The organism is Stenotrophomonas sp. 78350_Sma (assembly GCF_056482105.1).
On sequence record NZ_CM151182.1, the window covers coordinates 4,669,828 to 4,692,258 of the forward strand.

Genomic DNA, 22,431 nt, shown 5'->3' on the forward strand with positions numbered 1-22,431 from the left:
TCCCGGTCCGAGGTAGTGCCGGCCGCTGGCCGGCAATGTCGAACGATCGCGGTGCGTGCAGGTGGCCGGCCAGCGGCCGGCACTACCCGGTAGCGGTCAGGCCTTCTTGCGTTCGGCGATGTAGGCCTGGATCTGCTGTTCCAGCACCGGCAGCGGCACCGAGCCCTGCTTGAGCAGGGTGTCGTGGAAGCCCTTGATGTCGAACTTGTCGCCCAGCTCCTTCTCGGCCTGCGCACGCAGGCGCACGATGGCGATCTCGCCCAGCTTGTAGCTCAGCGCCTGGCCCGGCCAGGAAATGTAGCGGTCCACTTCGGTGGTCACTTCATGCTCGCTCAGCGCGGTGTGGTCTCGCAGGTAGGCCAGCGCCTGCTCACGGGTCCAGCCCTTGCTGTGCACGCCGGTGTCGATCACCAGGCGCGTGGCGCGCCACATCTCGTAGGTCAGGCGGCCGAAATCCTCGTAGGGGGTTTCGTAGATGCCCATCTCCACGCCCAGCTTCTCGCAGTACAGCGCCCAGCCTTCGCCATAGGCGGAGATGTAGGCGTTGCGGCGGAACTCGGGCAGGTTCTTCTGCTCGGCGGCAATGGCGCCCTGCAGCGCGTGGCCCGGATCGGATTCATGCAGGGTCAGCGCCGGCAGGTTGTACAGCGGGCGCGACGGCAGGTTGTAGGTGTTGAGCCAGTAGGTGCCCATGCCGCCACGGCCGGCGGTCCAGAACGGCGCGATATCCGGCGGCACCGGCACGATGGTGAAGCGCGCGCGCGGCAGCGTCATGTACTTGCCAAGCTGGCCATCGGCGCGCTTGGAGATCCACGCGGCACGCGACAGCAGCTCTTCCGGCGTCTTGGCGTAGAACTGCGGATCGGTACGCAGGAAGGTCAGGAACTCGGCGAAGCTGCCCTTGAACTTCACCTGCTTGATGATGTCGTTCATTTCCTTCTGGATGCGTGCGACTTCATCCAGGCCGATGCGGTGGATCTCGTCCGGCGACAGGTCCAGCGTGGTGTATTCGTGGATCTGCTGCTTGTAGTACGCCTTGCCATTTGGCATCGCTTCGGCGGCCAGGGTGGTACGCGCCTGCGGCACGTACTCGTTGACGAAGAAGGTGCGCAGCTGCTGGAACGCCGGCACCACCTTGCCGCTGATCGCTTCACGCGCCTGTGCCTGCAGCTTGGCCTGTTCGGCGGCCGGAATGCTGTTGGGCAGTTTCTTGAACGGCGCGTACAGCGGCGACTCGGTGGGATCCATCAGCTCGGCGACGGTAGCGATGGAGACCTCGCGGCCATCGAGCACGGCACGCGGCACGCTGAAGCCACGCTTCAGGCCGGCGCGCATGTTCTCGGTCTGCTGCCCGAAGTAGCGCGGCACATCGTTCAAGCGCGCGATGTAGTTCTGGTAGTCCTGCACGGTCTTCATCTCGCGCCGGGCCATGAAGGACAGGTTGGACCAGAACGAGGAGTCGGCGTTGAACGGCATCTCGTAACCGCGCAGACGCGTCTCTTCAGCCAGGTTGAACACCTGGTCGCGGTAGATCGCGTAGTTGACCTGGTTGTCGGGCGAGAGCGTCTTCGGGTCGATCTTCTTCAGTGCAGCCAGGGTCTCGTCCCAGACCTTCAGGCGCGCCTGCTGCGCGGCCGGGCCGACGTCGGGCATGCGGGTGGCATTGGCCGGGGCGTCCTCGTCCTCACTGGCCTCACCGCCGCCTTGCTGGCGCCACTTCCACTCCTTCTCGTACAGCGTGCGGAAGGCGGCATCGGCGGGCGATTCGGTGGCCACGCTGGCCGGTGCGGCGGTGGCGGGCGGCGCGGCCAAGGCCACGGCAGGGGCGGACAGGGCGATCAGCAGGGCAACGGCGAGACGGGTTTTCACGAGCACAGGTTCCCGGGAAGGCAGGCCCCGATGATGGCACCGCCCACGGCCCGTGGCATGGGACGAAGGTCCTGCCTGCGCAGCAGACCGGGGCCCCGGTAGCGGCCAACCTTGGTTGGCGCTGGATTTCCCCGTGTGCCAACCAAGGTTGGCAGCTACCAGGCACGCAGTAGATCCACGCCATGCGTGGATGCGCCGGGCCCGGATACACCTGTGCCGACCAAGGTCGGCACCTACAGGATGGGCCCCGCAGGCCTCAGTGGCTCGCCTTTTCCCGCTTCCAGCCCCGGTGCTTGATGTCCAGCTGCAGGCTGTACAGCGCGGTGAACGCCGGGAACAGGTTCTGCAGCACGCCCACCGAGTCCTGCTTGGCCGAGAACAGGAAGTAGCTCAGCGTCATCAGGCTGCCGACCACGCTCATGTACCAGAACAGGCGCGGGATGACCGGCTTGCCGGCACGCTTGGAGGCGACGAACTGGACCAGCCAGCGGCCACCGAACATCAGCGCGCCGGTGTAGCCGATCAACTTCCAGCCGGTCACATGCAGGCCGGTCCAGTACAGCCAGGTCAGCGGCTGGTCCAGCCAGTGCAGTTCCAGGCCCATCACCGTTCTTCCACCGTGGTGCGCTTGCTGCGGGTGATCAGCCAGGCCACGCCGCGCAGGTCACGGATGCCGACCAGTGCCCGGCCCAGGTTGTTGTACTTGGACACGCCGGCGGTGCGGTGGCGGTGGTTGACCGGCACGCTGGTGGTCTTCCAGCCGGCACGCTGCATCAGCGCCGGCAGGTAGCGGTGCATGTGGTCGAAGTACGGCAGGTCGAGGAACGCGCTGCGCTCGAACAGCTTGATGCCGCAGCCGGTATCGGGCGTGTCATCGCGCAGCATGCGTGCACGGATGGCATTGGCCCACTTGCTGGCCCAGCGCTTGCTGCCGCTGTCCTGGCGGTTGACCCGCCAGCCGGCGAACAGCTTGACCTGCGCCTCGGCCGCATCGCGCGCGGCCAGCAGCTTGGGAATGTCGGCCGGATCATTCTGCCCGTCGCCATCCAGGGTCGCGATCCACGGCGCACGTGCGTGCTTGACGCCGGTGCGCACCGCGGTGCTCTGCCCGCTCTGGTTCACGTGGTGCAGCACCCGCAGTTCCGGCGTGGTCGCCTTCAGGCCCTGCAGCACCGCCAGGGTGTCATCGCGCGAGTGGTCGTCGATGTAGACGATCTCGAACGGCAGCCGGCCGCGCAGTGCAGCGGTGATTTCGGCGACCAGCGGGGCAACATTGTCGCGCTCGTTGAACACCGGGACGACAACGGAAAGCTCGGGTTGGCTCATAAGGCACTCGGCCAAAGGGGGACAAAGACCGCGCATTCTCCGAAGCCGAGGTTATCCGAAGATGAATCCGGCTGTGTGAGGGTCCGTCCTCAGGCGCGGTCGCTAAAATACTCGCGGCACCACTGCACGACAGGGGGCAACCCTTCTTCGATCGGGGTCACCGCGTCGAAGCCGAATGCGTCATGGGCGCGCCGGGTATCGGCCATCGTGCGCACCATGTCGCCCGGCTGCATCGGCTTGTAGACCTTCTGCGCCGGGCGGCCGGCGGCCTGCTCGATCACGCTGATGAAGCGCTCCAGCTCGACCGGCGTATGGTTGCCGAGGTTGAACACCCGGTGCGGTACCGGACCATCGGCCGGATGCGCGAGCGCGCCGAGAATACCCGACACGATGTCGGAGACATGTGTGAAATCGCGCTGCATGCGGCCTTCGTTGAACACGTCGATCGGCCGCCCGGCCAGCACCGCGCGCGAGAACAGCAGCGGTGCCATGTCCGGCCGGCCCCACGGGCCATACACGGTGAAGAAGCGCAGGCCGGTGGCATGCAGGCCGTACAGCTGCGCGTAGGTGTAGGCCATCAGCTCGTTGGCCGCCTTGGTCGCCGCGTACAGCGAGCGCGGCTGGTCCACGCGCTGGTCCTCGGAGAACGGCGGCGTGGCCGAATCACCGTAGACCGAGCTGCTGGAGGCATACACCAGGTGCTGCACGCCACGATGGCGACACAGCTCCAGCATGTTGACGAAGCCGACCAGGTTGCTGTCGACGTAGGCCTGCGGGTTCTCCAGCGAATAGCGCACGCCGGCCTGCGCGGCCAGGTGGATCACCGCGGTCGGCTGCACTTCGTCGAACAGCGCGGCCAGACCCTGCTGGTCGGTCAGGTCCAGGGTGCGCAGGTCCAGGGTCGGGCACAGTGCGGCCACGCGGTCGCGCTTGATCTGCGGGTCGTAGTAGTCGTTGAAGTTGTCCAGGCCGACCACCGGCTGGCCCGCCTCCAGCAGCGCGCGGGCGGTGTAGGCACCAATGAAGCCGGCAGCGCCGGTGAGCAGGATGGTCATTGCAGTTGCCTGGAAATCAATGAGTACAGGTGCAGAGGATACGCTGCGGGCTCAGAACAGCCCGAAACGCTTCTTGGCCACATTGGTGCGGCCGGGTTCGATCACATCCTGGATCTTCTTCGCATCGAAGCGGTCGAGCAGCGCCTCGGCACCCTTCTTCAGCTTCAGGTCCATCTCTTCCGGATACAGCGGAACCAGGCTCATGAAGCTGATGAGCTTGCCGTCGTCCAGTTCCAGCGTGGCGAAGTCCTCCGGGGTAGTCACCGGCGGCAGCACGATGGCACCGTCGAAGCCCACGCCCGGCGCGTAGGGCTCGCTGGGATGGCCGTTGGGAATGGTGTGGCCGAAACCCAGCCAGGTGTCGTACTCGTGCGGCAGCCGCGCCATGCCCTTCAGCAGGCGCACCGGCCAGTAGTTGCGTTCGTCCTCGAAGGCATCCTGGGACATCGGCCAGTCGGCCGGCAGGGTCACCATCAGCTCCATGTAGCGCGGCACGTCCGCGTCCACCTCGGCGGGCACGGTCATCGGCAGGTCGCTCATGCCGGAGGTGACCAGGCGCAGGTACGGGAACTGGTCATTGGCCGGCACCACGTGCACGTCGATGTGCACCAGGTCGGAGATGATCTCGTGGAAGACACCGGACACCGGACCCAGATGGCGCTCTATGTGCGCGCCGATCGCCTCGATGTGTTCTTCGCCCTGCGGCGGGGTGAAGTCCTTCTGGCGGCTGTGCACCATGATCGGGCTGCCGCCCGGGCTGACGTCGTCGAATGTGTTGCTCATGTCCTGCTCCCTGGATGAGGCCACGGACCGGAGAGCAGTGCATCCCCCGGCGCGCGCGGCGGTGCGTTCCCTGTCATCTGCAGGACGCGGCAGGAACAGGCCGCATCCCCTGGCGCTGCGCCGGGCTCAGCCCTGGCGCGTACGCAGTTTTTCCAGCACGCCGTCCAGGGTATCCAGGTCGGTGTAATGGATGATCAGCTTGCCCTTGCCGCCGCGGCCATGGTTGATCGCCACCTTGGCACCCAGCGCTTCGGACAGCTCGGTTTCCAGCGAGGCGATGTCGGCCTGCTGCACCTTCGGCGTGGCCACCGGGCGGTTGCTGGGTACCTTGCCGGCGGCGAAGGCCTGCGCACGGCGCTCGACCTCGCGCACCGACCAGCCTTCATCGGCCGCTTCCTGCGCCAGCTTGCCGGCCAGCTCGGGGGCCAGGGTCAGCAGCGCACGGGCGTGGCCCATTTCCAGGCGGCGGGTTTCCAGCAGCAGGCGGATGGCCACCGGCAGCTCCAGCAGGCGCAGCAGGTTGGACACCGCCGCGCGCGAGCGGCCGACGGCCTCGGCGGCCTCGGCATGGGTCAGGGTGAATTCGCTGATCAGGCGCTGCAGCGCCTCGGCTTCTTCCAGCGGGTTGAGGTCTTCGCGCTGGATGTTCTCGATCAGCGCCATCGCGATGACGGTGCGGTCTTCCAGCTCGCGCACCACCACCGGCACTTCGTCCAGGCCGGCCAGCTGCGATGCGCGCCAGCGGCGCTCACCGGCGACGATTTCGTAGTTGCCCGCCGGCAGCTGGCGCACCAGGATCGGCTGGATCACGCCCTGCGACTTGATCGAGTCGGCCAGCTCGGACAGCTTGCCCTCGTCCATCTCGCGGCGCGGCTGGTACTTGCCCGGCTGCAGCTGGCCCACGGCCAGCTTGCGCAGCACTTCACCCGGCAGCGGCTCGATCACCGCGGTGGTGGCCTGCACCTGGCTGACCGCCCCCTTGGGACCCAGCAGCGCATCCAGGCCACGGCCGAGGCCTCGCTTCTTGGCTGCCGGCTTGCTGCTGGTCATCAGACGGTCTCCACGGCCTTGGCGGCCTTGTTGCGTTCGTTGTTGCGGCGGATGATCTCGCCGGCCAGGCCCAGGTAGGCCACGCCACCGCGCGAAGCGCGGTCGTAGCCGACGATGCTCTGGCCATGGCTCGGCGCCTCGGCCAGGCGCACGTTGCGCGGCACGATGGTGCGGAACACGCGGTCGCCGAAGTGCTCGGTGAGCTCGGCCGAGACCGCGTTGGCCAGGTTGTTGCGCACATCGAACATGGTGCGCAGCACGCCTTCGATCTCCAGCGCCGGGTTGAGGTTGGCACGCAGCGCTTCGATGGTTTCCACCAGCGCGCTCAGGCCTTCCAGCGCGTAGTACTCGCACTGCATCGGCACGATCACCGAATCGGCGGCGGCCAGCGCGTTGAGCGTCAGCAGCGACAGCGCCGGCGGGCAGTCGATCAGGATGTAGTCGTACTCGTCGCGGATCGGTGCCAGCGCGCGCTTCAGGCGCTGCTCGCGCTCGCTCTGCGCCATCAGCTGGATCTCGGCGGCGGTCAGGTCGATGTTGCCTGGCAGCAGGTCGTAGCCTTCGGCGGTCTGCACGCGCACATCGGCGGCGCTGGACTCGCCCAGCAGCAGATCGTAGGTGGAGGAGACCAGCTCACGCTTGTCCACGCCACTGCCCATGGTCGCGTTGCCCTGCGAATCCAGGTCGACCAACAGCACGCGCTTGGGTGCGTTGGCCAGGGAAGCGGCCAGGTTGACGGCGGTCGTGGTCTTGCCGACGCCACCCTTCTGGTTGGCGATGGCGATGATGCGGGCCATGCGGGTGTGCCTCGTCGACGTGTGCTGGGACCGGTCATTATGCGTACAACCGGCCCCTTGCGGAAATCGTGGATCGCCAACCCGTTGTTCCACAAAGGGCTGGCGGCGGGAATCAGGGGCCTGTAACGGTGACCAGATGGCGTTCGCCGGCCAGGCCGGGCACGCTCAACGGGGTCACCTCACGCACCTGCCAGCCAGCCGGCAGGTCCGCGATCTCCTCATGCGGGTAGACGCCCTTCATGGCCAGCAGCACGCCGCCAGGGCGCAGCAGGTGGCCGCCGACGCGGACGATGCCGGCCAGGGTGTCCATCGCGCGCGCGGTCAGCTGGTCGTAGCGGCCGGCCTCGTCCAGCGCCTCGGCGCGCGATTCGGCCACGCGGGCATTGTCCAGGCCGAGCTGGCGCACGGCCTCGCGCATGAAGCGCGCCTTCTTGCCGTTGCTCTCGACCAGGGTGACCTGCAGGCCTGGGCAGGCGATCGCCAGCGGGATGCCAGGCAACCCGGGGCCGGTGCCGAGGTCGGCCAGGCTGCCATCGGCCACGAACGGCTGCATCGCCAGCGAGTCGAGCAGGTGGCGGGTGACCATCTCCTGCGGATCGCGGATGGCGGTGAGGTTGTAGGTGCCGTTCCAGCGGTGCAGCAGGGCCAGGTAGCGCAGCAGCGGCGGCGCCAGCGCGGCGTCCAGGCCCATGCTGGCCAGGCCCTGTTCCAGCGTGGCAGCCACGCTGGCGGGAAGTGGGTGTTCGCTCATGCCGACATTATCGCCGGTTTTGCACGCTGATTCCCCGCTTCAGTGTGGATACCAGGCCAATGCCGCACGGAACTGGCCGGTGGCCTGCCATTCGTGCAGGTGCCAGCGCGCGGCCTCGCCCAGTTCCGGGTCGCACCAGCGCAGGTGCAGGGCACCATCGGCCCCCGGCGCCAGCTGCAGCCGGTGCAGGCCGAACGAGATGCCCTGCCCGTGCGCCTTCAGGATGGCTTCCTTGACGCACCACACGCGGAAGAACCAGTGCTCGCGCCCGGCCTCGTCCAGGCTTTCCAGCCAGATCACCTCCTCGGGGTGGAAGAAGCGCCGTACGATTTCCAGAAGACGCGGCCGCGGCCGCAGCAGCTCCAGGTCGACACCCAGCCGCACACCTTCGCCCAGCGCCACCAGCAGCACCTCGCCGCTGTGGCTCCAGCCGGTGCCGTAATGGGCCAGTGCGCCGCTCAGTTCCGGCCGGCCCTTGTCATCGCGAACCAGCGGCAGCGTCTGCGGGTCGGCGCCCAATGCCTGCGCCAGCACCTGTCGCGCCTGCGGTTCACCACGCTGGCCCGGCACATGCGGGCACCGCCAGACCGTCACCGGACCGAAGCGCCACGGGCCATCGAGGGTGGCTGGCAGGCTCATCCGCACACGCCCATCACGCAATTCCACGACGGGTTCACGGCCATGCGCGTCAACTGGTCACAGTTCCCCACCGGAGGTTCGATCATGGGCATCATCATCTGGCTGATCGTCGGCGGCATCGTAGGCTGGCTGGCCAGCATCATCATGAAGCGCGATGCCCAGCAGGGCATCATCCTCAACATCGTGGTCGGCATCGTCGGCGCGCTGATTTCCGGCTGGCTGTTCGGCGGCGGCATCAACGAAGCGATCACCATCCGCACCTTCCTGTTCTCGCTGATCGGTGCGGTGATCCTGCTGGCGATCGTCAACCTGTTCACCCGCAAGAGCATACGCTGACGCAGCCGTCGTGCCGGCCGCTGGCCGGCTGATGCATCACAACGGGCCCGGCAATCGTCGGGCCCTGTTCGTTCAACCGATCTGCACCCACGCCGGCGCATGGTCGCTCGGGCGTTCCCAGGTACGCGGCTCGCGGTCGATGCCCGAGGCCACCGCACTGCCCTTCAGCGCCTCGGAGACCAGGGTCAGGTCGATGCGCAGGCCCAGGTTGCGGCGGAAGCCAGCGGCACGGTAATCCCACCAGCTGAACACACCGGCCTCGTCGTTGTGCAGGCGGAAGCCATCGTGCAGGCCCAGCTGCAGCAGCTTGTTCAACGCGCCGCGCTCGGCGGTGGAGGTCAGGATGTGGTTTTCGTTCCACACCTCCGGGTCGTGCACATCGCGCGCGTCCGGGGCGATGTTGAAGTCGCCCATCACGATCAGCTTCGGGTGGCGCTGCAGCTCTTCGGCGATCCAGGCGTGCACCGCCTCGAGCCAGCGCAGCTTGTAGTCGTACTTGTCGGTGCCGATGTCCTGGCCGTTGACCACGTACAGGTTGATCACCCGTAGGTCGCCGAAGGTACCGGCGATGACACGCTTCTGCTCGTCCTCGAAGCCGGGAATGCCGATCTGCACGTCCTGCGCCGGCTCACGCGACAGCAGCGCCACGCCGTTGTAGGTCTTCTGGCCGGCGAACACGCTGCGGTAGCCCGCGGCGATCAGTGCCGAATCGGGGAACTTGTGGTCCTCCAGCTTGGTTTCCTGGATACCGACGATGTCCGGGCCGAACTCCTTGAGCCACTGCTCCAGGTGCGGCAGGCGGACATTGAGCGAATTGACGTTCCACGAGGCGATCTTCATGGGGGCATTCTACCCGGGTGGGCCTTGATGGGCGCCCATATACCCCGGTAGACGCCAACCTTGGTTGGCGCCGGCAGTCACCCTGTGCCAACCAAGGTTGGCACCTACCAGAATGGGCCGCGCGGGTTGGCACCCACCGGAAGTGCCGGCCGCTGGCGGGCAACCCGATGAACCCTCGGCGAGACCCTGCAGTTGCCGGCCAGCGGCCGGCACTACCGAAGCAGCAGCTTCAACAACCCCGCAATCTTCGAATACGGCGGCCGCAACCGGTCGCTGGCCGCCCAGCGCGACTGCCACAGCACCGGCAGCCGCTTGCTCATCGCATCGAAGCCGGCGCGCCCGTGGTACGCGCCCATGCCGCTGGCCCCCACGCCGCCGAACGGCAATCCGTCGGCGGCGAAGTGCAGCAGCGTGTCATTCACTGTCACCCCGCCGGCCACCACCTGGCCGAGGATGCGCTCCACCGTCGCCGTGTCGTGGCTGAAGGGATACAGTGCCAGCGGGCGGTCGCGGGACAGCACATCGGCCAGCGCCGCTTCCAGGTCCGGATAGGCCCGCACCGGCAGGATCGGCCCGAAGATCTCCTCGCGCATCAGGTCCAGGTCGTCCGGCGGGTCCAGCACCACGGTCGGCACCAGCAGGCGTTCACGGTCGGCACGCGCCTCATTCACCTGCGCCAGCGGAATCACCGGCACGCCGCGTTCGCGCGCCTGCGCCAGATAGCCCTGCAGGCGCTGGTACTGGCCTTCGTTGATGATGCGGGTGTAATCCGCGGCATCACTGAAATCGCCGTAGCGCTCGCGCACCTGCTGCTGCAGCGCCTGCACGAACTCGCGCTGGCGCGCGGTGTCGATCAGCACGTAATCCGGCGCGATGCAGGTCTGACCGGCGTTGAACCATTTGCCGGTGGCCAGCCGCGCAGCGGCGGTGTCCAGCGGGAAGTCGCGACAGACAATCGCCGGCGACTTGCCACCCAGTTCCAGCGTGACCGGCACCAGATGCTCGGCGGCGGCCGCCATCACCTTGCGGCCCACCGCCGTCGAGCCGGTGAACAGCAGATGGTCCAGTGGCAGCGAGGATACCGCTGCAGCCACGTCCGCCCCGCCCTGCACCACCGCCACCCGATCGGGCGGGAACACACCGGCCAGCAGGTCGGCCAGGAACGCGCTGGTGCGCGGCGTGTGCTCAGACGGCTTCAGCAGCACGTGGTTGCCGGCAGCAATCGCGGTGGCCAGCGGCACCAGGGCAAGGGTGACCGGGTAATTCCACGGTGAGATCACCCCGACCACGCCCAGCGGCGTCGGCCGCAGCTGCGCGCGCGCCGGCCACAGTCGCCAGCCGGCACCTACCCGCTGCGGCTTCGACCAGCGCCGCAGGTGGCGGCGCAGGTGGTCGATGGCCGACAGCACACTCATGCCATCGGCCAGTTTCGATTCAACGTGGGCGCGATGCCCGAAGTCCTCGGCGATGGCCTGGGCCATTTCGTCCAGGCGTGGCTTCAGCGCTTCGCGGAGGCGGCGCAGGTCGGCTTCGCGCTGGTCGAGCGTGGGCCGCTGGGCCAGCCAGGCGCTGCGCAGGGTGTGCAGGATGGCGGGGAGGTCTGCCGGCGTGGTGATGGTCATGGGCCGACTATACGGCGTGCTGCGCAACACGATGGTCGTCTCGATGGGGTCAGATCCCTTTCGCAAGCGAAAGGGATCTGACGCCAAAAACAGGGAAACAAAAAAGGCCGCGGTCTGCACCGCGGCCCATGAAACCCGGTGGGTGCCGACCGTTGGTCGGCACGCCGGCTATTTGGTGATATCCACGTCCTTGGTCTCGCGCAGGAACAGGCCGCCGATCACCACCGACATCAGCGCGATGATGATGGGGTACCACAGGCCGTAGTACAGGTTGCCGGTACCGGCCACCAGCGCGAACGAGATTGCCGGCAGGAAGCCACCGAACCAGCCGTTGCCGATGTGGTACGGCAGCGACATCGAGGTGTAGCGGATGCGGGTCGGGAACAGTTCGACCAGGTAGGCGGCGATCGGGCCGTAGACCATGGTCACGTACAGCACCAGCAGCCACAGCATGAAGATGGTGCCGGCGATGTTGATGCGGGCGCCATCGGCCTTGGCCGGATAACCGGCGGTGGTCAGGGCGGTCTTCAGTTCCGCACCGAACGCATCGGCCTTGGCCTTGCCGTCTTCCTTGGTCAGGCCAGCGGCTTCATACGAGGTGACGCTGGCGCTGCCCACGTTCACCATCGCCAGCGAACCGGCGGCGGCGGGCTGCACGTCGTACGGCACACCGGCCTTGGTCAGCGCGGCGGTGGCCACGTCGCAGGAGCTGGTGAACTTGCGCAGGCCGACCGGATCGAACTGGAACGAGCAGGTGTTCGGATCGGCCACAACCAGGGCCGGCGAGCTGCTGCGGGCTTCTTCAATGGCCGGGTTGGCGAAGTGGGTCAGGCCCTTGAAGATCGGGATGTAGGTGACGGCAGCCAGCAGGCAGCCGGCCAGGATGATCTTCTTGCGGCCGATACGGTCGGACAGCCAGCCGAAGAAGATGAAGAACGGCACGCCCAGCGCCAGCGCGGCGGCGATCAGCAGGTAGGAGGTGGTGGCATCGACCTTCAGCATGCTGCTGAGGAAGAACAGCGCATAGAACTGGCCGCCGTACCAGACCACGGCCTGGCCGGCTGCAGCGCCGAGTAGGACCAGCAGCATCAGCTTCAGGTTGCCGCCCTTCAGGCTGTCGCGGAACGGGGTCTTGGAACCCTTGCCTTCCGACTTCATCTGCTGGAACAGCGGCGATTCGCTCAGCTGCAGGCGGATCCACACCGAGATGCCCAGCAGCAGGATCGAGACCAGGAACGGGATGCGCCAGCCCCAGGCTTCAAAGGCTTCATTGCCCAGGAAGTAGCGGCAGGCCAGGATGATCAGCAGCGACATGAACAGGCCGAGCGTGGCGGTGCACTGGATGAAACTGGTGTACAGGCCACGCTTGTCGTCCGGCGCGTGCTCGGCCACGTAGGTGGCGGCACCGCCGTACTCTCCGCCCATCGCCAGGCCCTGGGCCAGGCGCAGGATGATCAGGATCACCGGTGCGGCGAAACCGATCGATGCATAGTTGGGCAGCACGCCGACCAGGAAGGTCGAGATGCCCATGATCAGGATGGTGACCAGGAAGGTGTACTTGCGGCCGATGCGGTCGCCGAGGCTGCCGAAGAAGGCCGCGCCGAACGGACGCACGAAGAAGCCGGCGGCAAACGCCAGCAGGGCGAAGATCATGCCCGTGGTTTCGTTGACGCCACTGAAGAACTGCTTGGCGATGATGGCGGCGAGCGAGCCGTACAGGAAGAAGTCATACCACTCGAACACCGTGCCGAGGCTCGAGGCGAAAATGACTTTCTTGTGGCCCTGGGTCAGGGTGCCCGCTTTGTGTGCGGTGCTGGGTGTGCTGGACATGGGACGTTTTCCCTCTGTAGGTGCCGACCTGGGTCGGCACTCAATCCGGTAGACACCGACCGTTGGTCGGTACTCAATTCGGTAGGTGCCGGCCGCTGGCCGGCACGCTCTTAGAAGCTGTACTTGGTGGTGAACTGCAACCGGGTGATGTCACCCTTGTTTCCGTTCTCCACTTCGCGACGGCCGTACATCAGCTCGGCGCCGATATCGACCTTGGGCAACGGCGAGTAGAAGATGTTGCCGCGGATGCTCTGCACGCTCTTGGTCACCAGCGGGCCGAGGATGCTGTCGTTGTCGTAGTCGCTGCGCGCGTAGATCAGGTTGGTGCGCAGCTTCGACGAGAACGCATGCCGCCAGCCCACGTAGCCGGCAAGCACGCCGGTCGGGTTGAGCTCGTCGCGGGCCACGTCGTAGGCACTGTCGGCGGTGATGCCCAGGCCGATGTAGCGGGCGATGCCTTCGCCACCGGTCAGCTGGTAGTGCAGCGAATCGCTGGCACCCATCACCCACTTGCCGCCCAGGGTCAGGCCGCCGGCCACCTTGTCGGCCTTGGCGCCGGTGGCCTGGTTGTCGACCTTCAGCTGACGGACGATGCCGCCGACACCGAAGGTGCCCCAGTCGCCCTTCCAGCCATAGCGCATGGTCAGATCGGGCAGGCTGCCGCGGTCGGAGTTGGCGCTGGCATTGGTCCAGGCGCCGGTGACCGGATTGCGGGTACCGGTGAGGGTGGTGGTTTCCGGGTTTTCCAGCGCGACGCTGAAGCCGCCCTGGGTGTAGCGCACCTGGGCCTGGCGCACGAAGATCACGCCGTCGGTGGGGCCGACGAAGTCGACCGCTTCGGGCAGTGCGGCCGCGTCCATGAAGTTGGACCAGGTCTGGCCGGCCATCCAGTTGTTCCAGTACATGTAGGCGTGGCGCAGGGTCACACCGTAGGTATTGGTGGCGGTCTGGTTGCCCAGCGAGTTGCCGAAGAAGTCCATCTCGAAGAACGCACCGGCCTTGTTGCCCGATTCGCTCACGTTGTCGATGCCCAGGTTGAAGCGCGAGAACTTGGCGTGGGCATTGAAGTCGGTGCCCGAACGCTTGCCGCTGCCGCCGGCGCCTTCCACCGGGGTCTGGCCCGGCAGGTACAGCGAGCGGCCGGTGGCGTCGTCGGCCAGCTGGCCGTCACTGGTCTGGGTGGCGAGGAAGTCGGCCTTGATGAAGCCGCCGATCTTGACTGTGGTGCCCGGCGCCGCGCCCGGGGTGATGGTGGTGACCTGGATCGGCTGCTTGCCGGCCGGCACCGAGGCGACCGGCTTCTGCTCGGCCTGCACCGTGCGGACTTCGGTCACTGCCTGCTGGGTCTGGCTGATCTGGGTCTGTTGTTGTTGCTGCGAAGACAGCAGCAGCTGGACCTGGCGTTCCAGTTCGGCAACGCGTGCTTCCAGCGCCTTCTCTTTGGCGGTCTCTGCGAACGCCATGCCCGGTGCGACCAGGGCGACCAACAGGCAGGCCGCCAAAGGTGTGCGCACGGCTTTCAACGTACGGTGGCTCATGTTGCCCTCTCTCCCAAGTGGCAAGGTGATGCCGCGCGTGGGGCACGGTCGAGCCGAGACTGCGGGGCGATTATGTATAGCGGCTATTCGCCATTGGTCGAACCCGGCCCTGCAGGGCGCTCACTTTCGACCATGGTCTAACCAAGGTGGTGACGCGACCGGGGGTGGATGGGGCAAACTGAGGGGGATCGGTCGCCGCAATGCTGCGACCGCACACACAAAGTCAACGTGCAAGTGAGGGTGCCATGGCTGATATCTACCCCGTCGATCCGCAGTTCGCCGCCAAGGCACGCATCGACAAGACGTCCTACGAACAGCAGTACCAGGCTTCGCTGACCGACCCGGATGGTTTCTGGAGCAAGGCCGCCGAGCGCCTGGAATGGATGCGCAAGCCGACGAAGATCAGGAACGTCAGCTACGACCTGTCCGATTTCCACATCAAGTGGTTCGAAGATGGCGAGCTCAATGCCAGCGTGAACTGCCTGGATCGCCAGCTCGAGAAGCGCGGCGACAAGACCGCGCTGCTGTTCGAGCCGGACAGCCCGGATGCGCCGGCCCAGCACGTGACCTATCGCGAGCTGTACGAGCGCACCTGCCGCCTCGGCAACGCACTGCGCAACCTCGGGGTCAAGAAGGGCGACCGCGTCACCATCTACCTGCCGATGATCGTCGACGCCGCCGTGGCCATGCTGGCCTGTGCGCGCATCGGTGCAATCCACTCGGTGGTGTTCGGTGGCTTCGCACCGAACTCGATCGCCGACCGCGTCAGCGACTGCCAGAGCAAGCTGATCATCACCGCCGACGAGGGCCTGCGCGGTGGCCGCAGGATTCCGCTGAAGGCCAACGTCGATGCCGCGCTGAAGCTGCCGGGCACCAACACGGTTGAAACCGTGCTGGTGGTGCGCCACACCGGCGGCGCGGTGGACATGCAGGCCCCGCGCGACCGCTGGTTCCACGACGTGGTGGACAGCCAGCCGGCCAGCTGCGAGCCGGAACGCATGAATGCGGAAGACCCGCTGTTCATCCTCTACACCTCCGGTTCCACCGGCAAGCCGAAGGGCGTGCTGCACACCACCGGCGGTTACCTGCTGTACGCGGCCTACACCCATGAAGCGGTGTTCGACCTGCGCGAGGACGACATCTACTGGTGCACCGCCGACGTCGGCTGGGTCACCGGCCACAGCTACATCGTGTACGGGCCGCTGGCCAACGGCGCGACCTCGCTGATGTTCGAAGGCGTGCCGAACTACCCGGACACCTCGCGCTTCTGGAACGTCATCGACAAGCACAAGGTGAGCATCTTCTACACCGCCCCGACCGCCATCCGTGCACTGATGCGCGAAGGCGAGGAACCGGTGAAGAAGACCTCGCGCGCGTCGCTGCGCCTGCTCGGCAGTGTCGGCGAGCCGATCAATCCGGAAGCCTGGCGCTGGTACTACGAAGTGGTCGGCGATAGCCGCTGCCCGATCGTCGATACCTGGTGGCAGACCGAAACCGGCGGCATCCTGATCTCGCCACTGGCCGGTGCGATGGATCTGAAGCCGGGTTCGGCCACCCTGCCCTTCTTCGGCGTGCAGCCGGCGCTGGTCAATGCCGATGGCGAGATCCAGGACGGCCCGACCGAGGGCAACCTGATCATCCGTGATTCCTGGCCGGGCCAGATGCGCACGGTGTACGGCGACCACCAGCGTTTCATCGATACGTATTTCCGCACCTACCCGGGCAGCTACTTCACCGGCGACGGTTGCCGCCGCGACGAAGACGGCTACTACTGGATCACCGGCCGCGTCGATGACGTGATCAATGTGTCCGGCCACCGCATCGGCACCGCCGAAGTGGAAAGCGCGCTGGTCTCGCACCCGAAGGTGGCCGAAGCGGCCGTGGTCGGCTTCCCGCACGACGTGAAGGGCCAGGGCATCTACGCCTACGTCACCCTGGTGGCCGAAGAGGCACCGAGCGACGAGTTGCAGAAGGAGCTGGTTGCCTGGGTGCGCAAGGAGATCGGCCCGATCGCCACGCCGGATCACCTGCAGTGGGCGCCGGGCCTGCCGAAGACCCGCTCGGGCAAGATCATGCGCCGCATCCTGCGCAAGATCGCCGAGAACGCGCCGGACCAGCTCGGCGACACCTCGACCCTGGCCGATCCGTCGGTGGTGGCGTCGCTGGTGGACGAGCGCAAGGTGCGCTGACGTACGACCCGGGGTCGGATCCCTTTCCGCAAGGAAAGGGCTCCGACCCCATCTGCTTTCCCCCACGGTTCCCCCCGACCATGACCACCCTCCTGATTGCCGATGACCACCCGCTGTTCCGCGAAGCCCTGCGCGGCGCCGTGCAGCGGGTCATCCCCGGCGTGCAGCTGTTCGAGGCCGACAGCGTGGAAGCGCTGTACGCGCTGGCCGATCAGCACAACGACGCCGACCTGGTCCTGATGGACCTCAACATGCCTGGCGCACAGGGTTTCAACGCGCTGGTGCACATGCGCTCGCTGCACCCGCACCTGCCGGTGGTGGTGGTGTCCGCGCGCGAAGAAGCCACGGTGATGCGCCGCGCGCTCGACCACGGTGCGCTGGGCTTCATTCCGAAGTCTGCGGATTCGGACACCATCGGCCATGCACTGGGCACCATCCTCGATGGCGAGACCTGGGCACCGCCGGAAGCGCACAACGTGCCGCCCACCGGCAGCGAAGAACGCGAAGTCGGCCAGCGCCTGCGTGAGCTGACCCCGCAGCAGTTCCGGGTGCTGCAGATGCTGGGCGCAGGGCGCTTGAACAAGCAGATCGCCTACGACCTCAACGTCTCCGAAGCGACGATCAAGGCCCACGTCACCGCCATCCTGCGCAAGCTGGGCGTGACCAATCGGACCCAGGCCGTGCTGATGGCCGGCAAGCTGGCGATCGACGACGACGCCATCGTGCTGCCGCCGGAAGAAGACTGAGGTAGTGCCGGCCGCTGGCCGGCATTCACCTGGAACCACTGGAACTGCTCTGGTAGCTGCCAAGCTTGCTTGGCTAGGTGTATCCGCGGCACCCGCCGGCGCATGAATTATCGCCAATGCCCGGCAATTGGTTCCAAGCGTATGGCGATGCGACCGATGTGTTTCGCATCTCTCTGCTATCCAAGACGACGCATTTGGCTCTATGGCTGCCACTACTGCAATTGCATACTGTCGCTGCATGGCGACTTGGGCTCGAAAATGAACACTCTGCTCGACACACCCAGAGATGCGTCGCAGCTTCGACCGGAAGAACGGGACGCCATCCGCATGCTGATTGCCTTCGTCCGCGAAGGCTGTCCGGATGGCCCGAGCCCGCCAGGCTTCCCCAATGATCGCAAGGAGGATTTTCGGCGTGCGGCGCTCGAGTACTTCTCCGATCCGCCCGATCCTGCCAATCACTTTCGGATTGATGTTCCCAGCGATGAGTACATCCGCACCCAGGCGCGAATATACAAGCGCCCATCGGGTGCCCAGGTGGAACTGGACCTGTTCGCCGATGGCGAGATGTGTGATCTGACCGCCACCTTCGACCTTGATCGTGAAAGCGTGGTGTTCGGCGGCCCCACGCTGTACAGCATCCATGTGATGTAGCCGGTCGCGTCCGCATTCTTGCCGGCCAGCGGCCGGCACTACCAGGCGCTGCTGCACTCGCGGTATAGCCATCGCTATACAAACCAGCCCTGCCTGCGCGTTTCGCTGGAAATGCGCCACGCGCGAATCGCGGTGCTAAGCTTCGCGTCCCCTTGGGGAGTAGCCGGATTCCTTCGCAGGAATCGTCCACGTCAACATACTCGGCCAGTGCGCCGTGGCGTGGACAACCATGATGGTTGGCGAGACCAGCGGCCCGCGCGCGCAACGTCAGGTTGGGCGCGAGCGCAGGCCGTGCGTCCGTCCCAGCCCGACCTCAGCAGCCGCCCATGTCCCCCATTTCGATCCTCCTGATCGGCTTTGCCATGTCCACCGATGCCTTCGCCGCTGCAATCGGCAAGGGTGCAGCCATGCGCAAGCCGGTGTTCCGCGATGCACTGCGTGCCGGCATCATCTTCGGCGTCATCGAAGCGATCACGCCCATCATCGGCTGGCTGCTCGGCCGCGCCGCGCTGCAGTACGTCGAAGCCTTCGACCACTGGATCGCCTTCGGCCTGCTCGGCGCGCTGGGCATCCACATGATCTACAACGGCCTGCGCCCGGACAGTGCCGAGGAAGACGAGGACCCCTCGCAGCACCACGGCTTCTGGAAGCTGGCGCTGACCGGTTTCGCCACCAGCATCGATGCGATGGCAGTGGGTATCGGCCTGGCCTTCATGGATGTGCATATCGGCGTGATGGCCGCGGTCATCGGCCTGTGCACGCTGACCATGGTCACCGCCGGCATCATGCTCGGCCGTGTGCTCGGCAGCATGGTCGGCAAGCGTGCCGAGATCATCGGTGGCGTGATCCTGGTGATCATCGGCGCGACGATCCTGTACGAACACCTGCACGGCGTGGGGTAACGCGTCGAGAGCGAGCGATTGCGTGGTTGCCGGCCAGCGGCCGGCACTACTGCGCGTCGCGCAGCGCGCCCAGGAAGGCGCGCAGCGAGGCCGGCTTGATCGGCTTGGTCAGCACGCGATAGCCACGTTCGCGTGCCATCCGCTTCAGCTCGTCGCGGCCGTCGGCGGTCAGCAATGCGCCCGGCAGCACGTAGCCGGCTGCTTCGCGCAACGCCACCAGCGCGTCCAGGCCATCCATGCGGTCATGCAGGTGGTAATCCACCAGCATCACCTGCGGGCGCTCGGCAATCTTCTCCAGCGCCTGGTCGACGGTGGCAGCGGTGATCACCTGCACCTGCCAGCGGCCGAGCAGCGCGCGCATGCCGTCGAGGATCTCCTCGTCATTGTCCACGCACAGCACGCGCAGGCCGGCCAGCGAATCGCTGCGCACCGGCGCAGTCACGGCCTGTACCGGCGTGGCCAGCTCGGTGTAGCCCGGCAGCGGCGCCACCCGCGGCAGGATGATCGAGAACATCGACCCGCTGCCGACGCGGCTGCGGGCATTGAGGCGATGGTCCAGCAGTCGCGAGATGCGCTGGCAGATCGACAGGCCCAGGCCCAATCCCTGCTCGCCCCAGTCGAACGGCTGCTGGTAACGATGGAACTCGTCGAAGATCTGCCGCATGTGGTGTTCGGGAATGCCGGGGCCGGTATCCCACACCTGCAGTTCCACTTCATCGCCGCGATGGCGTACCGCCAGCACGATGCGCCCCTGCCGTGTGTAGCGCAGCGCGTTGGCCAGGAAGTTCTGCAGCACGCGGCGCAGCAGGCGGCGATCGCTGCGTACCCAGGCCGGCCGCGCGAACAGGTCCAGGCGCAGGCCACGACCCGCAGCAACCGGGGTGTACTGCGCGGCCAGTTCGCGCATCAGCGCGCTCACGTCGAACTCCCCGATGACCGGGTGCAGGCCACCTGCATCCAGGCGCGACACGTCCAGCAGGCCATCGAGCAGTTCCTCGGCCGCACGCAGCGAGGCATCCACACGCTCGGCCAGGTGCTTCTGCTCATCGCTCACATGGTCGCTGTCACGCAACGCCGATGCGAACAATCGTGCAGCGTTCAATGGCTGCAGCACGTCGTGACTGATCGCCGCCAGGAAACGGGTCTTCGACTGCTGCGCGACCTCGGCCTCGTGCGAGCGCTCGGCCACGCGCTGCTCCAGCGTCTCGTTGGCCTCCAGCAACGCCTTTTCCGCGTGCTTGTAGTCAGTGATGTCGTTGTAGCTGGTCACGTAGCCACCACCGGGCAGTGCCTGGCCACGCATCTCGATCACCTTGCCATCGCTGCGGGTGCGTTCGAACACATGCGGCGAACCGGCTCGCATGTAGCCGATGCGACGGTTGATCTGCACCTCGATATCACCTTCGCCCAACTCGCCGCGCTCGGCGTTGTAGCGGATCAGGTCGGCCACCGGGCGGCCCACGTAGAGCATGCCGTCGGGGTAGCCGAACATGTCCTGGTAGCGGCGGTTCCATGCAGTCAGGCGCATGTCCGGATCGACCACGCTGACCCCGGCGCTGATGTTCTCCAGAGTCGTCGACAGGATTTCCCGGTTGAAGCGCAGCTCCTGCCCGGCTTCGTCCAGCACTGCTACCACTTCGCCCAGGTCCATGCCCGAACCACGCAGCAGGCTGGTCAGCAGCAGGCGTGCCGACGCCGCACCAATCGACGCGGCCAGCAGGCGTTCGGTGAACTGCACCCACGGCCGGTCCGCAGGCGCCGAGGATTGCAACTCACGGCCCAGCGACTGCGCCTGCTCGAAGAACGAGCGCCTTGCGTGACGTTCACCGACCACGCGCGAGGCCAGTGCCAGCAGGTCGCCCACATGCACATGGCCGGGCCAGCCACCGGCCACCGACGGGCGCTCGGCATAGGGGTCGAGGAACGGCGCCGCACGCAGCCGTTCGTCCACACCGGGGCGCCAGCGCGCAGACACCAGCATCATCGTCGCCGCGTTGACCAGCAGCGACCAGAAGGTGCCGTGGGTGAGCGGATCCCAGCCGGTCATGCCGAACAGCTGCTGCGGGCGCAGCCACTCGATGCCGAACGGTCCGTGCTGCACCCAGGCGGCATCGACCCAGCCGGCCATGGTCATCGCCGGCAGCAGCAGGGTGTACAGCCACGTCGCGAAGCCGAGCAGCATGCCCGTCTCGACGCCACGGCGGCTGGCGCCGCGCCAGTACAGGCCGCCGATCAGGCCCGGCGCGAACTGCGCCACCGCAGCGAACGCCATCAGGCCGTACGAGGCCAGCGTGCTGTCGTTGCTGCTGGTGCGGTAGTAGCTGTAGGCCATCAGCGCCAGCAACAGGATCGCCAGGCGACGGATCCACAGCACGCGCGAAGCAACGTCGGCCGCTTCCTGGTGGTCGCCACTGCGGCGCAGCAGCACCGGCATCACCAGGTCGTTGCTGACCATGGTGGCCAGCGCGATGGACGAGACGATGACCATGCCGGTCGCCGCCGAAAAACCGCCGACATAGGCGATCAGCGCCAGCGCGTTGCGGCCCTCGGCCAGCGGCAGCGCCAGCACCATCGAATCGTCGGCGACGCTGCCACCGGTGCCGAACAGGGTGACGCCAGCGGTGGCGATCGGCAGCACCATGCCCGAGATCACCACCAGGTAGCCGCCGAACATCCAGCGCGCGCGGCGCACGTCGCGCACGTCTCCGCACTCGACCACGGCCACGTGGAACTGGCGCGGCAGGCAGATGATGGCGAGAAAACTGAGCAGTGTCTGCGAGATGAATCCCACCGGCGGCAGGCCGGTGAACAGCGTATGCACCGACTCGACCACCGCGTCGGTGCGGTTGCTCAGCCACAGGTAGGCGAACACGCCCACCGCCACCATCGCCAGCAGCTTGATCACCGATTCGAAGGCGATCGCCAGCATCATGCCGTGGTGGTGCTCGGTGGCATCGACCTGGCGGGTGCCGAACAGGGTGGCGAACAACGCCATCAGCAGCGCCACGTACAGCGCCGGGTCGGTGAAGAAGCCGGTGGGGCCGGTGTTGCCGGTCAGCACCTGCAGGCTCATCGCCACCGCTTTGTACTGCAGGGCGAGGTACGGAATGATGCCGATCAGCGCGATGATCGCCACCAGTGCCGCCAACCGCCGCGAGCGGCCAAAGCGCGAGGAGATGAAATCGGCGATGGAGACCACGTTCTGGCTGCGTGCGATCAGCGCCAGGCGCTCGATGATGCGCCAGCCGAACAGCAGCAGCAGCAGCGGGCCGATGTAGATCGGCAGATAGCCCACGCCGTTGCGCACGGCGGTGCCGACCGCGCCGTAGAAGGTCCACGACGAGCAGTACACGGCCAGCGCCAGGCTGTAGACCACCGGCCGCAGCCACGGCCGGTCGGGGTACATCGGCCGACGGTCGCCCCACCACGCCACGCCGAACAGCAGCGCAGCATAGGCAACCGAGACCAGCAGCAGGATCCAGCTGGAGACCACGCGCGCGTTTCCGT

The 22,431-nt window shown here is 66.7% G+C and carries 19 protein-coding genes and 1 riboswitch; of the genes, 5 read left to right on the plus strand and 14 right to left on the minus strand.

The annotated features are described in order from the left end of the window. Positions 1-96 precede the first annotated feature (96 nt). The 9 genes from ACZK4H_RS21475 to ACZK4H_RS21515 form a co-directional block, all read right to left on the minus strand. Positions 97-1,869 (minus strand): DUF885 domain-containing protein, encoded by a 1,773-nt coding sequence (locus ACZK4H_RS21475; RefSeq protein WP_099551795.1) that lies wholly within the window; start codon positions 1,867-1,869, stop codon positions 97-99. Between the two features lie 256 nt (positions 1,870-2,125). After that, positions 2,126-2,473, minus strand: a complete 348-nt coding sequence (locus tag ACZK4H_RS21480) for a lipid-A-disaccharide synthase N-terminal domain-containing protein (protein WP_164145863.1) — start codon at positions 2,471-2,473, stop codon at positions 2,126-2,128. Then, a complete protein-coding gene (locus ACZK4H_RS21485) occupies positions 2,473-3,195 on the minus strand; it encodes a glycosyltransferase family 2 protein (protein WP_099551796.1) in 723 nt (240 codons plus the stop codon). Before ACZK4H_RS21485 ends, ACZK4H_RS21480 begins: the two co-directional genes overlap by 1 nt. 89 nt (positions 3,196-3,284) lie before the next feature. Continuing rightward, positions 3,285-4,250 (minus strand): NAD-dependent epimerase/dehydratase family protein, encoded by a 966-nt coding sequence (locus tag ACZK4H_RS21490; protein ID WP_099551797.1) that lies wholly within the window; start codon positions 4,248-4,250, stop codon positions 3,285-3,287. A 51-nt stretch (positions 4,251-4,301) separates the two neighbouring features. Further along, positions 4,302-5,033, minus strand: a complete 732-nt coding sequence (locus ACZK4H_RS21495) for a suppressor of fused domain protein (protein WP_099551798.1) — start codon at positions 5,031-5,033, stop codon at positions 4,302-4,304. Between the two features lie 126 nt (positions 5,034-5,159). Then, entirely contained in the window at positions 5,160-6,083 is a 924-nt protein-coding gene (locus ACZK4H_RS21500) for a ParB/RepB/Spo0J family partition protein (RefSeq protein WP_008267278.1), read from the minus strand. Continuing rightward, positions 6,083-6,880 carry a ParA family protein gene (locus ACZK4H_RS21505; protein WP_032128472.1) on the minus strand — a complete coding sequence of 266 codons (798 nt, stop codon included), beginning with the start codon at positions 6,878-6,880 and terminating at the stop codon, positions 6,083-6,085. The genes ACZK4H_RS21500 and ACZK4H_RS21505 overlap by 1 nt, the downstream gene beginning before the upstream one ends. Positions 6,881-6,992: 112 nt before the next feature. Further along, positions 6,993-7,631, minus strand: a complete 639-nt coding sequence (rsmG, locus tag ACZK4H_RS21510; RefSeq protein ID WP_049436024.1) for a 16S rRNA (guanine(527)-N(7))-methyltransferase RsmG — start codon at positions 7,629-7,631, stop codon at positions 6,993-6,995. Between the two features lie 39 nt (positions 7,632-7,670). Then, positions 7,671-8,270: a 4'-phosphopantetheinyl transferase family protein gene (locus ACZK4H_RS21515; protein ID WP_099551799.1), complete on the minus strand. Its 600-nt coding sequence runs from the start codon at positions 8,268-8,270 to the stop codon at positions 7,671-7,673. 84 nt (positions 8,271-8,354) lie between these two features. Between ACZK4H_RS21515 and ACZK4H_RS21520 the strand changes: the two genes are divergently transcribed. Further along, entirely contained in the window at positions 8,355-8,606 is a 252-nt protein-coding gene (locus tag ACZK4H_RS21520) for a GlsB/YeaQ/YmgE family stress response membrane protein (RefSeq protein ID WP_005411656.1), read from the plus strand. 72 nt (positions 8,607-8,678) lie between these two features. Here ACZK4H_RS21520 and xth read toward each other — a convergent pair whose 3' ends face one another. The 4 genes from xth to ACZK4H_RS21540 all read right to left on the minus strand — a co-directional run bounded on the left by xth (position 8,679) and on the right by ACZK4H_RS21540 (position 14,436). Continuing rightward, entirely contained in the window at positions 8,679-9,446 is a 768-nt protein-coding gene (xth, locus tag ACZK4H_RS21525) for an exodeoxyribonuclease III (RefSeq protein ID WP_099551800.1), read from the minus strand. A gap of 212 nt (positions 9,447-9,658) precedes the next feature. After that, positions 9,659-11,068 carry a coniferyl aldehyde dehydrogenase gene (locus tag ACZK4H_RS21530; RefSeq protein WP_099551801.1) on the minus strand — a complete coding sequence of 470 codons (1,410 nt, stop codon included), beginning with the start codon at positions 11,066-11,068 and terminating at the stop codon, positions 9,659-9,661. A 168-nt stretch (positions 11,069-11,236) separates the two neighbouring features. Continuing rightward, positions 11,237-12,898, minus strand: coding sequence for an MFS transporter (locus tag ACZK4H_RS21535; protein ID WP_099551802.1), 1,662 nt, complete (start codon positions 12,896-12,898; stop codon positions 11,237-11,239). Positions 12,899-13,008: 110 nt separating this feature from the next. After that, on the minus strand, positions 13,009-14,436 hold the full coding sequence (locus ACZK4H_RS21540; protein WP_099551803.1) for a DcaP family trimeric outer membrane transporter: 1,428 nt from the start codon (positions 14,434-14,436) through the stop codon (positions 13,009-13,011). A gap of 245 nt (positions 14,437-14,681) precedes the next feature. Between ACZK4H_RS21540 and acs the strand changes: the two genes are divergently transcribed. The 4 genes from acs to ACZK4H_RS21560 all read left to right on the plus strand — a co-directional run bounded on the left by acs (position 14,682) and on the right by ACZK4H_RS21560 (position 18,924). After that, positions 14,682-16,625, plus strand: a complete 1,944-nt coding sequence (acs, locus tag ACZK4H_RS21545; protein ID WP_099551804.1) for an acetate--CoA ligase — start codon at positions 14,682-14,684, stop codon at positions 16,623-16,625. Between the two features lie 80 nt (positions 16,626-16,705). Further along, positions 16,706-17,371, plus strand: a complete 666-nt coding sequence (locus tag ACZK4H_RS21550) for a response regulator transcription factor (RefSeq protein WP_006477308.1) — start codon at positions 16,706-16,708, stop codon at positions 17,369-17,371. Between the two features lie 258 nt (positions 17,372-17,629). Then, complete coding sequence (locus ACZK4H_RS21555; protein ID WP_143567691.1) at positions 17,630-18,022, plus strand: hypothetical protein; 393 nt, start codon at positions 17,630-17,632, stop codon at positions 18,020-18,022. Between the two features lie 148 nt (positions 18,023-18,170). Further along, a riboswitch (yybP-ykoY riboswitch) is annotated at positions 18,171-18,260 on the plus strand. A gap of 88 nt (positions 18,261-18,348) precedes the next feature. Further along, positions 18,349-18,924 (plus strand): manganese efflux pump MntP, encoded by a 576-nt coding sequence (locus tag ACZK4H_RS21560; RefSeq protein ID WP_005414918.1) that lies wholly within the window; start codon positions 18,349-18,351, stop codon positions 18,922-18,924. A gap of 46 nt (positions 18,925-18,970) precedes the next feature. Here the strand turns inward: ACZK4H_RS21560 and ACZK4H_RS21565 are convergent, their stop codons facing one another. Beyond that, complete coding sequence (locus tag ACZK4H_RS21565; protein WP_099554352.1) at positions 18,971-22,417, minus strand: hybrid sensor histidine kinase/response regulator; 3,447 nt, start codon at positions 22,415-22,417, stop codon at positions 18,971-18,973. Between the last annotated feature and the right edge of the window lie 14 nt (positions 22,418-22,431).

What these genes read in the sequence shown, in the direction of transcription:
- ACZK4H_RS21505 (WP_032128472.1), bottom strand. Translation starts at nt 6,880, where the DNA reads ATGGCCCGCATCATCGCCATCGCCAACCAGAAGGGTGGCGTCGGCAAG.
- ACZK4H_RS21515 (WP_099551799.1), bottom strand. Translation starts at nt 8,270, where the DNA reads ATGAGCCTGCCAGCCACCCTCGATGGCCCGTGGCGCTTCGGTCCGGTG.
- rsmG (WP_049436024.1), bottom strand. Translation starts at nt 7,631, where the DNA reads ATGAGCGAACACCCACTTCCCGCCAGCGTGGCTGCCACGCTGGAACAG.
- ACZK4H_RS21560 (WP_005414918.1), top strand. Translation starts at nt 18,349, where the DNA reads ATGTCCCCCATTTCGATCCTCCTGATCGGCTTTGCCATGTCCACCGAT.
- ACZK4H_RS21500 (WP_008267278.1), bottom strand. Translation starts at nt 6,083, where the DNA reads ATGACCAGCAGCAAGCCGGCAGCCAAGAAGCGAGGCCTCGGCCGTGGC.
- xth (WP_099551800.1), bottom strand. Translation starts at nt 9,446, where the DNA reads ATGAAGATCGCCTCGTGGAACGTCAATTCGCTCAATGTCCGCCTGCCG.
- ACZK4H_RS21550 (WP_006477308.1), top strand. Translation starts at nt 16,706, where the DNA reads ATGACCACCCTCCTGATTGCCGATGACCACCCGCTGTTCCGCGAAGCC.
- ACZK4H_RS21495 (WP_099551798.1), bottom strand. Translation starts at nt 5,033, where the DNA reads ATGAGCAACACATTCGACGACGTCAGCCCGGGCGGCAGCCCGATCATG.
- ACZK4H_RS21530 (WP_099551801.1), bottom strand. Translation starts at nt 11,068, where the DNA reads ATGACCATCACCACGCCGGCAGACCTCCCCGCCATCCTGCACACCCTG.
- ACZK4H_RS21485 (WP_099551796.1), bottom strand. Translation starts at nt 3,195, where the DNA reads ATGAGCCAACCCGAGCTTTCCGTTGTCGTCCCGGTGTTCAACGAGCGC.
- ACZK4H_RS21555 (WP_143567691.1), top strand. Translation starts at nt 17,630, where the DNA reads ATGAACACTCTGCTCGACACACCCAGAGATGCGTCGCAGCTTCGACCG.
- ACZK4H_RS21540 (WP_099551803.1), bottom strand. Translation starts at nt 14,436, where the DNA reads ATGAGCCACCGTACGTTGAAAGCCGTGCGCACACCTTTGGCGGCCTGC.
- ACZK4H_RS21520 (WP_005411656.1), top strand. Translation starts at nt 8,355, where the DNA reads ATGGGCATCATCATCTGGCTGATCGTCGGCGGCATCGTAGGCTGGCTG.
- ACZK4H_RS21490 (WP_099551797.1), bottom strand. Translation starts at nt 4,250, where the DNA reads ATGACCATCCTGCTCACCGGCGCTGCCGGCTTCATTGGTGCCTACACC.
- acs (WP_099551804.1), top strand. Translation starts at nt 14,682, where the DNA reads ATGGCTGATATCTACCCCGTCGATCCGCAGTTCGCCGCCAAGGCACGC.
- ACZK4H_RS21535 (WP_099551802.1), bottom strand. Translation starts at nt 12,898, where the DNA reads ATGTCCAGCACACCCAGCACCGCACACAAAGCGGGCACCCTGACCCAG.
- ACZK4H_RS21480 (WP_164145863.1), bottom strand. Translation starts at nt 2,473, where the DNA reads ATGGGCCTGGAACTGCACTGGCTGGACCAGCCGCTGACCTGGCTGTAC.